This is a genomic window from Acinetobacter sp. YH12117 (genome assembly GCF_013418865.1).
In the GTDB taxonomy this organism is placed as follows: Bacteria; Pseudomonadota; Gammaproteobacteria; order Pseudomonadales; family Moraxellaceae; genus Acinetobacter; species Acinetobacter indicus.
Genome location: NZ_VPBF01000001.1, coordinates 170,340 through 185,238 on the forward strand (window position 1 = coordinate 170,340; position 14,899 = coordinate 185,238).

At 46.2% G+C, this 14,899-nt stretch carries 14 protein-coding genes; 9 read left to right on the forward strand and 5 right to left on the reverse strand.

All coding sequences use genetic code 11. From position 1 onward, the window contains the following. The first annotated feature begins 1 nt into the window (after nucleotide 1). Nucleotides 2-1,366, forward strand: coding sequence for a TrkH family potassium uptake protein (locus FTU55_RS00850; protein WP_104489433.1), 1,365 nt, complete (start codon nucleotides 2-4; stop codon nucleotides 1,364-1,366). A 71-nt stretch (nucleotides 1,367-1,437) separates the two neighbouring features. On the opposite strand, the gene FTU55_RS00855 is transcribed toward FTU55_RS00850, so the two are convergent. The 3 genes from FTU55_RS00855 to FTU55_RS00865 all read right to left on the reverse strand — a co-directional run bounded on the left by FTU55_RS00855 (nucleotide 1,438) and on the right by FTU55_RS00865 (nucleotide 6,139). Then, nucleotides 1,438-2,583: a phospholipase A gene (locus FTU55_RS00855; RefSeq protein ID WP_005177679.1), complete on the reverse strand. Its 1,146-nt coding sequence runs from the start codon at nucleotides 2,581-2,583 to the stop codon at nucleotides 1,438-1,440. 21 nt (nucleotides 2,584-2,604) lie between these two features. Then, nucleotides 2,605-5,544 (reverse strand): insulinase family protein, encoded by a 2,940-nt coding sequence (locus tag FTU55_RS00860; RefSeq protein ID WP_180045868.1) that lies wholly within the window; start codon nucleotides 5,542-5,544, stop codon nucleotides 2,605-2,607. Nucleotides 5,545-5,689: 145 nt separating this feature from the next. Continuing rightward, the gene (locus FTU55_RS00865) at nucleotides 5,690-6,139 is read right to left on the reverse strand and encodes a GNAT family N-acetyltransferase (protein ID WP_005177673.1); all 450 of its coding nucleotides are present in this window, start codon (nucleotides 6,137-6,139) and stop codon (nucleotides 5,690-5,692) included. A 136-nt stretch (nucleotides 6,140-6,275) separates the two neighbouring features. Between FTU55_RS00865 and FTU55_RS00870 the strand changes: the two genes are divergently transcribed. From FTU55_RS00870 to FTU55_RS00905, 8 genes are all read left to right on the forward strand, one after another. Continuing rightward, entirely contained in the window at nucleotides 6,276-7,280 is a 1,005-nt protein-coding gene (locus FTU55_RS00870) for an adenosine kinase (RefSeq protein WP_160243235.1), read from the forward strand. Nucleotides 7,281-7,294: 14 nt separating this feature from the next. Further along, on the forward strand, nucleotides 7,295-7,603 hold the full coding sequence (locus tag FTU55_RS00875; protein ID WP_180045899.1) for a Rieske (2Fe-2S) protein: 309 nt from the start codon (nucleotides 7,295-7,297) through the stop codon (nucleotides 7,601-7,603). Between the two features lie 27 nt (nucleotides 7,604-7,630). Then, nucleotides 7,631-8,248 carry an OB-fold-containig protein gene (locus tag FTU55_RS00880; RefSeq protein WP_104489428.1) on the forward strand — a complete coding sequence of 206 codons (618 nt, stop codon included), beginning with the start codon at nucleotides 7,631-7,633 and terminating at the stop codon, nucleotides 8,246-8,248. A 691-nt stretch (nucleotides 8,249-8,939) separates the two neighbouring features. Continuing rightward, nucleotides 8,940-9,131, forward strand: coding sequence for a cytochrome oxidase putative small subunit CydP (cydP, locus tag FTU55_RS00885; RefSeq protein WP_005177663.1), 192 nt, complete (start codon nucleotides 8,940-8,942; stop codon nucleotides 9,129-9,131). Next, a complete protein-coding gene (locus tag FTU55_RS00890; protein WP_127799519.1) occupies nucleotides 9,131-10,717 on the forward strand; it encodes a cytochrome ubiquinol oxidase subunit I in 1,587 nt (528 codons plus the stop codon). The genes cydP and FTU55_RS00890 overlap by 1 nt, the downstream gene beginning before the upstream one ends. After that, entirely contained in the window at nucleotides 10,714-11,859 is a 1,146-nt protein-coding gene (gene cydB / locus FTU55_RS00895; RefSeq protein ID WP_160241340.1) for a cytochrome d ubiquinol oxidase subunit II, read from the forward strand. The genes FTU55_RS00890 and cydB overlap by 4 nt, the downstream gene beginning before the upstream one ends. Before the next feature lie 26 nt (nucleotides 11,860-11,885). Continuing rightward, nucleotides 11,886-11,987 (forward strand): cytochrome bd-I oxidase subunit CydX, encoded by a 102-nt coding sequence (gene cydX, locus FTU55_RS00900; protein WP_002120988.1) that lies wholly within the window; start codon nucleotides 11,886-11,888, stop codon nucleotides 11,985-11,987. Between the two features lie 3 nt (nucleotides 11,988-11,990). Next, nucleotides 11,991-12,293, forward strand: a complete 303-nt coding sequence (locus FTU55_RS00905; protein WP_005177656.1) for a cyd operon YbgE family protein — start codon at nucleotides 11,991-11,993, stop codon at nucleotides 12,291-12,293. Between the two features lie 363 nt (nucleotides 12,294-12,656). Here the strand turns inward: FTU55_RS00905 and aroC are convergent, their stop codons facing one another. Both aroC and prmB read right to left on the reverse strand, forming a co-directional pair. After that, entirely contained in the window at nucleotides 12,657-13,748 is a 1,092-nt protein-coding gene (aroC, locus tag FTU55_RS00910; RefSeq protein WP_016658184.1) for a chorismate synthase, read from the reverse strand. Nucleotides 13,749-13,762: 14 nt separating this feature from the next. Continuing rightward, a complete protein-coding gene (gene prmB / locus FTU55_RS00915; RefSeq protein ID WP_045795711.1) occupies nucleotides 13,763-14,773 on the reverse strand; it encodes a 50S ribosomal protein L3 N(5)-glutamine methyltransferase in 1,011 nt (336 codons plus the stop codon). Nucleotides 14,774-14,899 lie beyond the last annotated feature (126 nt).

Consider the following 14,899-nt stretch of genomic DNA (forward strand, 5'->3'; position numbering starts at 1 on the left):
CATGACGAAGAATAAGACTGCCTATAAAAATACGGCGAAGCCCAGCACAGCAACCACGGTCAATTTAAGCCCGCCGAGTCTGCTCGCACTGGGATTTTTAAGCTTTATTGTGATCGGCACTCTATTGCTTAAACTGCCCTTTGCCCATGAGGGGGACCTGAGCTGGTTACAGGCTTTATTTACTGCCACCTCTGCGGTGACCATTACCGGCTTGTCGGTGGTCAATGTCGGCGAGGCCTATACCGTATTTGGCCAGATTGTGATTATGCTGTTGCTGCAATGTGGCGGGCTGGGCTTTATGACTTTCGCAATTCTGGCCGCCATGAGCCTGTCACCGAAAATTGGCTTAAAACAGCAGATGATGGCCCAGGAAACCATCGGTCAGACCAGTCTGGCGACGGTAGGCTTTACCATCAAAGGCGTATTACTCTATTCGCTGTTTTTTGAAGGCATCGGCACCTTTATTCTGACCTTGGCCTGGCTGCAGGATTATGATTTTCTGGAAGCCTTTTTCTATGCCGCCTTTTACAGTGTCTCGGCTTTCAATAATGGCGGATTTTCATTATTTCCCAACAGTTTAATGAGCTTTGCCGACCAGTACCTGATTACCTTTACCATCAGCATGCTTTACATTATTGGCGGTGTGGGCTTTGTGGTGCTGATGGACATTAAAAAAACCCGGCGCTGGCATAAACTCAGCGCCAACAGCAAGCTGATCCTCTCCACCATTCTGGGTTTAAACCTGTTTGCCTTTATCACCATCTGGTTACTCGAAGCCAGTAACCCTGCGACGCTGGCCGCCATGAGCCTGACCGATCAGGCCTGGAATGCCTGGTTCCATGCTACCGTACCCCGTTCTTCCGGCTTTAACAGTCTGGATATTGCCAGCATGAGTGATGCTTCCAATTTACTGACCATGTTCCTAATGTTTATTGGCGGAGGCTCTTTAAGTACCGCCGGTGGCATTAAAGTCGGCACCTTTATTATTGTGGTATTAAGCGTGATCAGCTTTTTAAGACGCGCCGATGAAGTGCGGGTGTTTCATTATTCAGTGCCAGAAAAAACCACCTTTAAAGCCTTGGCTGTGGTGTCAATTACTGCATTTTTAGTCTTTGCCGGGATTTTCAGCCTGTTGCTGCTGGAACCTGAACATGAGTTTATGGACTTGCTGTTTGAGGCGGTTTCTGCGGCCTGTACCGTAGGTTTATCTCGCGGGATTACCGGGGAATTACAACCATTAAGTCTGGTGGCCTTAATGCTGCTGATGTTTGCCGGCCGTTTAGGCCCACTGACCCTGGCCTATTTAATTGCTACCCCAAAACGCAGCCGCCTGCAACATCCCACCACCGATATTCAGATTGGTTGATGCGCGAGTTCCGTTATCAACTGAAAATAAAAAAGCCACTGTTCACAGTGGCTTTTTGCTGGTGCATGAATTTAGAACCAGTTCATTAACGATACACCTAGCCCGACATAGGTCGCGCGGTGGTTATAATCAATCAGGCTTTCTCCATAGCCATCAAACAGCTGGAAATGCCCTCTTAATTTGCCGCTAATCGGGAATACCCAGTCAAACTGGGCGGCGCCATGCGCATCATCACCGCCTTTTAGGCTATGCCGTAACATCAGCGAGAAATCATGATCTTTCCAGCGGTAGAATGCCAGCATATCGCCACGGCCAATATAGTTTTTAATGTCCGGGTTGTTGTCATCACTGCGGTCTTCTTCAATGCGATACCACGGACGCAACATCAGCGCGAAATTGTTCTTTTCAAAGCCCAGATTCAAAATGACCCGGTTCCAGCTACGTGACAGCGGATCGGAACGGCCATTGGACTGATGGTTCAAGGTCAGGCCTAACAAGCGCCCATTCAAGCCCAGAATCTCATAATTGGTTCTGAACATTAAACTGGCTTCAGGTTCATAATTGGTTTCACGAAATGGGCGTGATTCTTCACCATTATAAACCTGCCAGCGTGAGGACTGGGTATAACCGAGCCAGAGATCGCCATTATCGCCCAGCAGGTTTTCAACCGCTTTGGTTTTTAGTGACAACTGGAATTTGGCCTCGGTTGATGTCAGGTTCTGCTGCTGCGCTTCAGTAACGGTATTGTTTTCATTGGGACTGGATGGACGTTCGTTTTTATCGGAGGTCCAGAAGCCCGGCATCAGATACACCGGTTGATAGGCCCGAATATTCCAGGTGCCCAGCTTGCTTTCAGGTGCCAGTTCCCAGCGCTTATCCAGCAACGACACGTTCGGATCAATATGTGAGCCTTCCAGTGAAAACAGGTTGTTCACCCCGGCTACAATTTTTTCTTTAACGGTTTCTGGTGGAGGGGCCAATTGCTGCGCTGCCTGACGCTCGGAAACCAGATCTGCCTTTTCCGCTTCCGGCAACTTGAATAAAGCATCATAACAGGCTAAACGCTCGGCATTGGACTCCAGCGCCACACAGGCCTCCGGTGTCGGCGGAATGGTGACCACCGTTGCTTCCAGCGCCTGTACATGTGTCACAAACAAAGCGCTGAGTGCAGTAACACTCAGCGACCAGCTTGTGCGCTCAACAGGATTGAACGCCATAGAACTTCCTCTATTGTTTTTTTAATTGACTTGTTTGATCTGGAAACCCAGCTCCTGCAGCGCTTCACGTTTCGCCACCGGTGCCACCACCGATTTCACCGGGGTTTGCTGACGTAAATAAACGTCGGCCACACGTTTCAGATCATCTAAAGTAACCGCCAGTAAACGCTCACGCAGTTTGGTTCTAAAGGCCGGGGTGCGCGCATGCAATAAGGCATAACATGCGGTAATTGCTTCACCGGCTGGAGAGCCTGGTTTATCCATGCTGGCAATCAAACCTAGAATGGCTTCTTCCAGCTGATGCGGTAACTGCTCGGTATTCAGCAACCAGTCCACACTGGCGTCAAAATCCTTAAAGGTTTCAGCCAGACGCGGGTCACGGTAGCTATAGAAACGGAACGAGCAGGCATTGCCATCATAGCTGGCACCGCCACCATAGGCGCCGCCTTTTTCACGGATGGCACTGTGCAGGAAGCCATTGCGCAAATACGCCGCCAAGACCATCAATGGTGCTGCATCTGGATGCGATACTTCCACCGCAGGATACGCTGCCGCACAGAACTGTACATTGGCCTGAATCAGCCAGGCTTCATCTGCATTGTTATTTTCAACAGGCACTTGAGTTAAAGCTGCCTCGTGCGGTTCAATTGCCAGCTTGTCCCACACGGTCTGGATTTCTTCAATCAAACGGTCTGATTGTGGCTCTTCACAGACCAGCAGGAACTGTTTTGGCGCTTGCAGCAACATACTGTGAATCAGCTTAAGCTCATCCATCAGCGCATCAAAAGCAGCATCATCCTGTTCAATTTTGCTGACCAGCTCGCTTAACCAGTTCAATGCACCCAGACCAGTATTGTGATAGTCACGCAGCGCTAAAGCACTGTGGTTACGTGAAGCGGCCTGCATGGCATAGCTATGTCCTGCACCCGATACCCGGGACTGCCAGCGCGTTTTACGTTGCTGTAATAGCTCGATAATCCGGTCTTTTTCATCAAAACGCAGTTGCTCAAAGGCAATTTTTAGCAGGCGGATGGCATCAAAATTATTCACCAGTGATTTGGTGGTTAAGGTCAGCCAGGCACTAATCCGGTTTTTGTCATCGACCTTAGAGCGTAAGGATGCCCCCATACCCAGACCGCCACTCACTGCAGTTTGCAGCTGTTGCAGTTCCAGATAATCATATTCACCGGCACCGACTTCACCCATTAAAATCGACAGCAGATTAAAATAAGGCGATTTCACGATCTCATCGGGAATACGCACCAAGACCTGCTGGTAATAAATACCGTTGGTACCGGCATGATACAGGTTTAATGGTGTATCAATGCGGTTGCAGATAATCTCACGTAGCTGCCCTTGTACAATTTGCAATTCTGCCGGCACATCTTCGAGGCCGACTTTTGGCAGCAGGTTTAAATCATCCGGGGTATCCTGACGCACTTTTAGCGCTTCGGTCTGGGCGATAATTTCTGCTTTTTGTGCTTCGGTCAGCTGCGCACCAATTTCAGCCAGACGGGCTTTTTCAGCTTCGGCATCTTTGGCTGATTTGCTGGCATCTGGGACCAGGGTCATTTGGACGCGATGCGGATTACCAATCAAGTGCTGCTGAATCAACTGAGACAGCCACATTGGATCTTTCAGTTCTTCTTTAACCTGTTCAATGGCACTGTCAACATCCCAGACATGCACCGGATCACTATGGTGAATCGCGCTGCTCAAGCCGTTTAGAATCAGGCTTAAACCGTATGGCATACCATCGCCGTTAATTTCACGCTGATGCAGCTCGATCTGGTGTAAAATGGCATTGACGGTATCGCTGTCGACCGGTTTAGACGCCACTTCTTGCAGTACCTTGAAGACGCCCTCTTTAAAGGTTGCTGCATGCTCAGGATTAGAACCTTGAATGGCACAGAAGAAAGTCATTTCAAAGTTGGAATCATCCACGCCCATAAATGGCCCGGTTGATTGCGCATAACCACAGGTTTCTAAATAATGACGCAGTGGTGAAGCCGAGTTTTCCAGTAACACACCTTCGACCAGACGCATGCCCAAACGCAGTTTAATATCACTGGCTTCTGGCAATAACCAGCTTAGAACATGGTAAGTTTTGTCTTTTAAATCTTCAGCATCGACCGCATAGCTTTCAGTTACGGTCACTGGCGCAGCCAAACGGCGCTCAGGTTTTGAATACAGGGTTTCGCCTTGTTCAAACTTGGCTAAAGCCAAGCTCTGGAACTGTTCTTGCAAGTCATACGCTGACTGATTACCAAAAGTCATAAATACCGCATTACTTGGGTGATAATGGGATTTATAGAAATCCACTAACTCTTGGTAAGTTAAGTCTGGAATATCTTTCGGGTCACCACCGGAATTGTAATGGTAGGTGGTTTCCGGGAACAAATGATGTGCCAACTGGTGATACAGCTGATCTGAAGGCGAACTCATCGCGCCTTTCATTTCATTAAAGACCACGCCTTTATATACAGGCTCACCATTTTCCAGCTCGATACGAATCCCTTCCTGGGCAAAATCCAGTGGATTCAGGTTGGCTGCAAAGGCTGCATCCAGATACACCTCCAGCAGGTTCTGGAAATCTTTCTGGTTTTGGGTGGCAAATGGATAGGCCGTCCAGTCGGCTGCGGTAAAGGCGTTCATAAAGGTGTTTAATGAACGGCGAATCATCAGGAAAAACGGGTCGCGTACCGGGAATTTTTCAGAGCCACACAGTGCAGTATGTTCCAGAATATGCGCTTCGCCCTTGGAATCCATGGGCTGGGTACGAAATGCCACCAGAAATACATTTTCATCATGATTGGTGGCCAAATGATAATGCACCGCACCGGTAACCCGATGCTTATATTCAGACACTAAAATGTCTAAGGCTTCAACATGGTGTTGACGTACCAACTGAAACGCAGGATGAACGGTTTGAGAAATGGTTTCAGTGACATCTACAGTCATGCGATCTCCTAATCATCAAAATAAAAAAACTAAAGCCATTATAGCTTTAGTTCTTGATATAATTCACGCTTAAATCCCGACTAAAATTATAGAAATTTGCAACCCTGGCAATTTTCAAACCCCAGTCCGAAGCTCATGCTGCCGTTTAAACCAAATATTTAAAATAATTATAATTGGGATGGTTTTCGACATAGACATAATTCTGCTTCTGGTAAAAATGCGCCGCAGATTTGGTTTCGGTATCCAGACATAGGGCCGAAAAATGAGGACGTGCCTTTTTCTCTAAGTATTGCAATAACAGCTTGCCCACGCCATGTTTACGATATTCAGGCAATACATAGAAACGGCGCACCCGGCCAATTCCCTGTTCCACTTCCTGATCATTCCACTGCTGGTTCAGGCCGCCACAGGCAATCAGCTTGTCCTGATCATAAGCAAAAAGTAAAAACTCCCCAGGCTGATCGAAACGATTCTTGGCACTCTGATACTCATCAATTAAACGCTGTACAAAAGCAAAACCCTCTTTCGATGCCTGTTTTTCAAGCTCGACAATTTGCTCTGGTAATCCTTGCGCTTCTTTTATCTCGATATTCATTTCACTATCCTGATCTGCTTTACTAACTTTCCTCAATGAATAAAACCGTCTAAAAAATGAATTTTATTCACAAATCTACAGCAATCCTGAGCATTGGTGTAAACTTAGCATTTATTTTTTGATGTGATTGAACGACATGGCAACTGTTGACCTCTTTGCAATTGGTAATGCACTCATTGACCAGGAATTTCAAGTCTCTGATGACTTCCTTACTCAACAAAATTTGCAAAAAGGCACCATGCAGCTGACCGATGGCGAAACCCAAGCAAATTTATACAACAACTTACAGCAAACGCAAAGCTATAAAGGTCAAGCTTCAGGCGGTTCGGCTGCAAATACAACAGTTGCCTTTAGCGCATTGGGCGGTTCTGCCTTTTATGCCTGCCGCGTGGGCAATGATAACTTGGGTGAAATTTACCTGAACGGCCTGAATGATGCGGGCATTCGCACCACCGCAAAATCGGTCAGTGAAGGCGTAACCGGAACCTGTATGGTATTAGTCAGCCCGGATTCTGAGCGCACCATGCATACCTATTTGGGTATTACTGCAGAACTCACCGATGCACAAATTGACTTTGAACCCTTAAAAACCGCGAAATGGCTGTATATCGAAGGTTATTTATCGACTTCGGACAGCGCCCGTCAGGCGGTAAAACAGGCACGTGAAATTGCCAAAGCTCACCAGACCCAAATTGCCTTAACCTTATCTGACCCGGCGATGGTGCAATATGCACGTCAAGGTTTGGATGAATTACTCGATGATGGCGTGGACCTGCTGTTCTGTAACCAGCAGGAAGCCATGATGTATACCGGTACCGACACGGCTGAGGCCGCTTTGGAACAGCTAAAACAAAAAAGCAAATACGTTGTCATTACAATGAGTGCACAAGGCGCAATGATTTTTGATGGTCAACATACCTTTAGCGTTGCAGGCCGTCAGGTACATGCCATTGATGCCAATGGTGCGGGTGATGCTTTTGCCGGTGCGTTCCTGTATGCCTTAAATGCCAACCTTGGCTTTAAAGCCGCTGCCGAGCTGGCCATTTTAATTTCCAGTGAAGTGGTGTCACAATTTGGTCCACGTCTAGAGGTTGAACAGTACGCAACCCTTCTTCAGAGCTATAACAAGGAATGTGCCTAATGCATAAAATCTGCATGACCGAAGATATCCCTGAACGTGAAGCACGCTCGTTCGAGCTTCCAGATGGCGATACCATTTTTATTACCCAACGTGATGGCATGTTCTATGCCTATCAGAACCTGTGCCCGCATTTGCAGGTTGAGCTTGAATTTCTGGAAAACCAGTTTTTAGACCGGGATCAGGAATTTATTGAATGTTCGACCCACGGTGCGCTGTTTGTGGTTGAAACCGGGGAATGTATTTCTGGCCCATGCCAAGGTCAAGCACTTGAAAAAGTAAAGATTACCGTGCATTCTGATGGCGGAATTTACTTAACAGAATAATTTTAAGCCCCATCTGCAGGTTACGCCATGCTTGAGTTTGTATTAGACATCGACTTAATTCCTTTTCATTTAAGTCTGATTGCACTTGTCTTGCTCAGCCTGGCGGAAATTGTGGGGCATTATTTTAATCTCAAGCCCAGCGCGATATTCAAGCAGCTGTTTCCGCAGCGGCTGCTAGACTCGCCCTTACTCAATGTTAAATTCTCCAAACTGCTGATTTTCGTGTTTCTGCTCCTGAATTTTAGTGTTGCAGGCTATTTCCTGCAGTTTGCGCTCTATTCACAGCAGCAAAGTTTTGTTCCATCGTATTATCTGATTTTACCAGCGCTTATCATTGCCCTGTTTTTTACCGTGTTTATGATTCACTGTCTGGATCAGGTGATTAAACCACAAAAAACCATTCAGCATGTCAATTTGCTGGGCCGACTGGCCACCATTTCCAGTGGCAATGCCCGTCCCGGTTTTTCGGCTCAGGCCCGGGTTCGTGATGAATACGGCCAGCTGCATTACGTGCAGGTCGAGCCGGAATTTGGTGAACTAGAATTTCAGGCGCAAGTGATTTTAATCCGGCAAAAAAAATCCTATTACATTGCCAAGAAAATTTCCGCCTCGAACAATCTGTTCTATGGCGAAAGTAGCAGCTGATTTAAGCTCGCTCCTCTTTCAGCAGCAATTCCATCCTTACTTTGTCCAAGATAAAGCTACAACGCCGTGTATCTCGCAGCTTTCCCTTCTTCCTTGCCGTGTACATTCGTTCTTTCCGTTTAAGCTGCTCGATTCACTTTCTCTTGGCCTCAAGATCAGCTGTTCTGTGCATTATGACTATCTCTATGGTTGTTCGTTGTAGTTGTTCACTCTGCCCTCCACGTTGAAGACTAAAAAATTTTCCGTGTTGCTGCTTACTGCACTTTTATCGTACTTCATTGTGCATATTTGCTACAAATTGCTTCATTTTGGTGCTTGACTGTTTTCTGTGCAAATGCTTACACCTCAACCCTTACAGCCATTTTTTAACACCCGATTATTGAATAAAAGTTAAAAATTAAAAGCTGGAATTTTTAATAAAATCGTCAAAATTTTTAAATATAACTATTTTAGTCAGAATTAAATTTTAATTCACACCATTTTAGTCAGAATAATCATTATTATAAATACAAGCGTTTTAGTCAGGTTTTTAACCGGAATATTTTTGATTAAAAATTAAAAAAACTTTTTATAAGCTACTGTATTTTAATACATAAACAATATATTTTTATTTTAACTGTGCAGACTATTTATTTTTTGTATTATTTTGTTTAATAATATAAGACACAGTTTAAAAAACAGGCTTGTTTCTATGAGCTTAGTCCCGAAAGATTTGAACCGTCGCGTAACCCGAGAAATAGCAGCCATTTTAATAATTAAGGTTGTTATTTTAATGGCGATTAAAAATATCTGGTTCGATGCCCCTACCATTCCTGAAAATTTTGACTCTCAAGTTGCTGAGCGTATTGCCAGCAATCCTTCCCAAATCAAGGAGACACGTTGATGATTTCTGAAAGCGTGGTCGATCTCTCGCGGTTCCAGTTCGCAATGACCGCGATGTATCATTTTATTTTTGTTCCACTGACACTTGGTCTTGCTTTTATTCTGGCCATTATGGAAACCACCTATGTGATTTCCGGCAAAGAAATTTATAAGGACATGACCAAATTCTGGGGAAAACTGTTCGGTATTAACTTTGCTTTAGGGGTAACTACCGGCCTGACCATGGAGTTCCAGTTCGGTACAAACTGGGCGTATTACTCGCACTACGTGGGTGATATTTTTGGTGCTCCGCTGGCCATTGAAGGCTTGATGGCTTTCTTCCTTGAATCGACCTTTATTGGTCTGTTCTTCTTCGGCTGGGATCGTCTGTCCAAGGTACAGCACTTGTGTGTAACCTGGCTGGTGGCCTTGGGCTCAAACATGTCGGCACTGTGGATTCTGGTGGCTAACGGCTGGATGCAAAACCCGGTCGGCTCTGCGTTTAACTATGAAACCATGCGTATGGAAATGATTGATTTCGGTGCGCTAATTTTCAACCCGGTGGCACAGGTTAAATTCGTCCATACCGTTTCTGCCGGTTATGTTACAGGTGCGATTTTCGTTCTGGCGATTTCGAGCTACTACCTGCTGAAAAAACGTGACCTGCCATTTGCGCGTCGTTCTTTCGCGATTGCGGCTATCTTCGGTCTGGCATCTACCCTGTCTGTAATCTTACTAGGTGATGAGTCTGGTTATGAACTGGGCGATGTCCAAAAAACCAAACTGGCTGCGATTGAAGCAGAATGGGAAACTCACCCCGCACCGGCTGCATTTACCCTGTTTGGTATTCCAAATCAGGAAACCCAGACTACCGATTACGCGATTAAAATTCCGTATGTGATGGGTCTGATTGCCACACGTTCAACCACTGAAGAAGTGACCGGGATCAAAGACCTGATTGCCCAGCATGAAGTGCGTATCCGTAACGGTATGGTGGCTTATCAGCAACTTGAACAACTGCGTGCAGGTGACAGCTCACCAGAACTCAAAGCGGCATTTGATGAATCTCAAAAAGACCTAGGTTATGGCCTGTTACTGAAAAAATATACACCTAACGTGGTAGATGCGACTGATGAGCAAATCAAACTTGCTGCAGCAGACACTATTCCACACGTTCCAAGCTTGTTCTGGGCCTTCCGTGCCATGGTGGCTTCTGGCTTCTTAATGCTACTCCTGTTCGTTCTGGCAACACTGGCTGTAGCAAAACGTAATGCAGAAAACAAACCTTGGTTATTAAAATTCGCCCTGATTGCCCTACCATTGCCATGGATTGCTGCACAAACTGGCTGGTATGTGGCTGAAGTAGGTCGTCAACCTTGGACTATTGGTGAAGTTCTACCAACATATCTCTCTGCATCTAGCTTAAGTACTGGCGATGTATGGGGTTCAATCATTGCATTAGCATCGTTCTATACCGTACTGCTGATCATTGAAATGTACCTGATGATTAAATTCTCTCGTCTTGGTCCAAGCTCGTTACATACCGGCAAATACCATTTCGAAAAATTGGAAGCTGCCAAAAAAGCATCTGAGGAGACTCAAGCATGATCGAATATGAATTACTCAAAATCATCTGGTGGGTACTGGTGGGCGTACTGCTCATCGGTTTCGCCCTCACCGATGGTTTCGATATGGGCTCTATGGCGATCATGCCATTCGTTGGAAAAAATGATGAAGAACGTCGTGCGGCAATCAACACGATTGCCCCACACTGGGACGGTAACCAGGTCTGGTTCATTACTGCTGGTGGTGCACTATTTGCTGCATGGCCAATGGTGTATGCAACTGCCTTCTCGGGCATGTACTGGGCGCTGCTTTTAGTCCTGTTTGCGCTATTCCTGCGTCCGGTCGGCTTTGACTACCGCTCCAAGCTGGAAAACACTAAATGGCGTACTGCCTGGGACTGGGGTCTATGTATCGGTGGTGCAGTACCTGCGCTGGTATTTGGCGTAGCGTTCGGTAACATGTTCTTAGGTGTACCTTTTGAACTGGATGAGACTGTACGATCCAACTACACCGGCAGCTTCTTTGCCCTGCTTAACCCGTTTGCTTTGGTCTGCGGTATCGTGAGTCTGGCCATGCTGTGTGCGCATGGTGGTGCATGGTTAATGTTACGTACCGATGGTGCTTTACGCGAGCGTTCTGCCAAAGCCACCAAAATCAGCGGTATCGTGTTCCTGGTCTGCTTCCTGCTGGCAGGTGCATGGTTATACTTTGGTGGCATCCAAGGTTATACCCTGGTTACACCATATGACACCGGTAGCGTTGCAAACCCGTTAGCCAAAGAAGTGATGACCAATGCCAACCCGGGCTGGATGAACAACTACTCGGCTTACCCGATCACCATGATTGCACCAATTATGGGTATTCTTGGCGGTATCATTGTGATTCTGGCAGCCTCTAAAGGTAAAGCAGGTTTAAGCTTCACTGGTTCTGCACTGGCAGTAACAGGTGCGATTCTGACTGCAGGTTTTGCCCTGTTCCCATTCCTGATGCCATCGAGCATAGATCCTGTATCTAGCTTGACCATGTGGGATGCGGTATCTAGTCAAAATACTTTAACGGTAATGACTGTTGCAGCCTGTATTTTTGTGCCAATCATTTTGCTGTACACCACCTGGTGTTACTACAAGATGTGGGGCGTGATTACCAACAAACACATCAAAGAGAATTCGCATAGCCTGTACTAAGGCTATGCGCTAAAGGAGTAAAGATTATGTGGTATTTTGCTTGGATTCTCGGTATTTTGATGGCCTGTTTTGCAGGTGTACTGAGTGCGCTCTATATCGAGCATCATCAAGACCTGGATGAGGAATAAGTCATGACAGAGGTTGTAATGGAAACTCCAGTAATCGAAAAAAAACCGAATAAACTTGCGATGGTCATTTCTTGCTTATTGGCCTTTCCATTGGCAGCCGTGTTATTACTTCATCCAGCTGCCATGTTGGATGCCGATGGCAATTACAGCCACAGTGCCATGATGTATATAATGATTGGCATTTCCGGCGGATTTATCCATGGTGTTGGTTTTGTCCCACGTTTCTGGCTGTGGAAATGGCTGTTTAGTCCATTTGTGGCCTGGCCATTAATGATCTGGGGCTATTACACCTGGTTCTTTTCTTGATGAAACAAGCTCCCTTCGGGGAGCTTTTTAATTTCTGGGAGATCCATTCTGATACAAAATGGGATCAGCACAATTTCATCACAAGATGATTTCCCACATCCTTTAAAAAAGATCAGCCCGATCTCTTTTAAAAATTAAAATCTATTTTTATCCAACCCCGCTTTTTATTTATATCTGAATTGATGTCTATATGGATGCTTAATTTAAGGTGGTGATAAAGCAACCAATATTTAGATTCAAGCTCAATCAACTTCTGTATTTATCTCATTGATCGTGGTATTTTCTTAGGAAATTTCAAACTGATACAACCTATCGCCATAAAAAAAGCCGGACATTCAGTCCGGCTTCTTTAATCTGGGATAATTAAGGCTCAATCGGTGCAAATGGCGCCACCACATCGGCATTTTGTGCACGGTGACGTAAGAAATGATCCATCAGCACAATCGCCAGCATCGCTTCCGCAATTGGTGCAGCACGCACACCCACACATGGATCGTGACGGCCTTTGGTCAGTACATCGGTATCTTCACGGTCAATGGTAATGGTTTTACCCGGTGTGGTAATAGACGCCGTTGGTTTAAGCGCAATCGCCACACGAATGGTTTGACCACTGGAAATACCACCCAAAATACCGCCAGCATGATTGGCCAGGAAGCCTTGTGTGGTCAGTTCATCACGGGTTTCATGACCGAACTGTTCCGCCACGGCAAAACCATCGCCAATTTCTACGCCTTTAACCGCGTTAATCGACATCATGGCATGGGCAATATCGGCATCTAAACGGTCAAATACCGGCTCGCCCCAGCCCACAGGCACTTTTTCGGCCAGAATTTCCAGTTTGGCGCCACAGCTGGTGCCTTGTTCACGTAATGAAGTCACCAACGCTTCAAAACGTGGCACAGCATCGGCATCGCCACAGAAAAACGGGTTATTCGGCACTTCATTCCAGTCCAGCTTTTCCGCTTTTTCTGTACCAATTTGGGTCACATGACCACGAATCAGAATCCCGAATTTTTCTGCCAGATATTTTTTGGCAATCGCACCGGCAGCTACACGCATCGCAGTTTCACGGGCACTGGAACGACCACCACCACGATAATCACGGAAACCGTACTTTTGCGTATAAGTATAGTCGGCATGACCCGGACGGAAAGTCTGGGCAATGTTGCCATAATCCTTGGATTTCTGGTCGGTATTGCGAATCAGCAAGCCAATTGGGGTACCGGTGGTTTTACCTTCAAATACCCCAGAAATAATTTCAACCTGATCCGGCTCTTTACGCTGGGTTGCAAATTTGGAAGTCCCCGGCTTACGGCGGTCCAAATCGTGCTGTAAATCGGCTTCAGTCAGTTCCAGGCCCGGCGGTACACCATCAACAATGGCCATCAGGCCTACACCATGCGATTCACCACAAGTCGTGACACGGAAGAGTTGTCCAATACTATTACCTGCCATGTGCAACGACTCCTTTATGAATTAACAGATTGAATGAATAAATCGCGGTATTGACGGCACTGTGCTGCGGTTAGGGCAAAAATGCCTGAACCACCTTTCTGGAATTGTAGCCAGTGGAAATCGACGGTATTAAAGTTCTGTTTCATGGCCCATTCAGAGTTACCGACTTCAATCACAATCAGACCATCTTCGGTTAAATAGTCTGCGGCTTGGGCCAGCATTTTACGCACCAAGTCCAGACCATCCTGACCGGCAGCCAACGCCAGCTCTGGCTCATGACGGAATTCATCTGGCAGGTCGGCCATGTCTTCGGCATCGACATATGGTGGATTCGATACAATCAGATCATACTGATTTTCTGCTGGAATTTTAGAGAACAAATCCGACTCAAGCAGCGCCACCTGATACTGCATGTTGTGATGTTCGGTGTTAATGGCCGCAACTTCTAAAGCATCTTTAGAAATATCGGTCGCATCCACTTCTGCATCCGGGAAAGCATAAGCCAATGCAATTGCGATACAGCCTGAACCGGTACACATATCCAGAATACGACGTGGCATTTGCGGATTTGGGTTGGCTGGCAAGTTATTATTGGCTTCACCCATCTGGCCATTTTCATCCAGACAATATGGCGCAAAACGGTTTTCGATAAGTTCAGCAATTGGCGAACGTGGAATCAGTACACGCTCATCGACATAAAACGGCTTGCCATAGAAATAGGCCAGATTGAGCAGATAAGAGGTTGGCGTGCGTTCATTAATACGACGCTCCAGCAGACTTAAAAATTCCTGCTTTTCGCTCGGCAGTAATTTGGCATCCAGAATTTCTGCATCGGCATTCCAGTCCAGCGACAGGGTTTGTAATACCAACGCGGAACTTTCAGCAAAATAATCTTCTGTACCTTGACCTAGATGTGCATCATATTGACGTAATGCTGTTACACCAAAACGGATAAAATCACGAATGGTGACTAATGTTTCAGCGGCTTCCTGCAAATGTTCAGGGCTAATAGTCGGTCGATCCACCTAAGGTCTCTCCAGAGTCAATTTTTTAAAACGCCTTATGATACCTTGTTTTGTGCGCTTTTATAATGTCTCTGTGCGTAAAAGCCGGATTTCAATCTGATAAATTGATCTCAACTTTTACGGCCT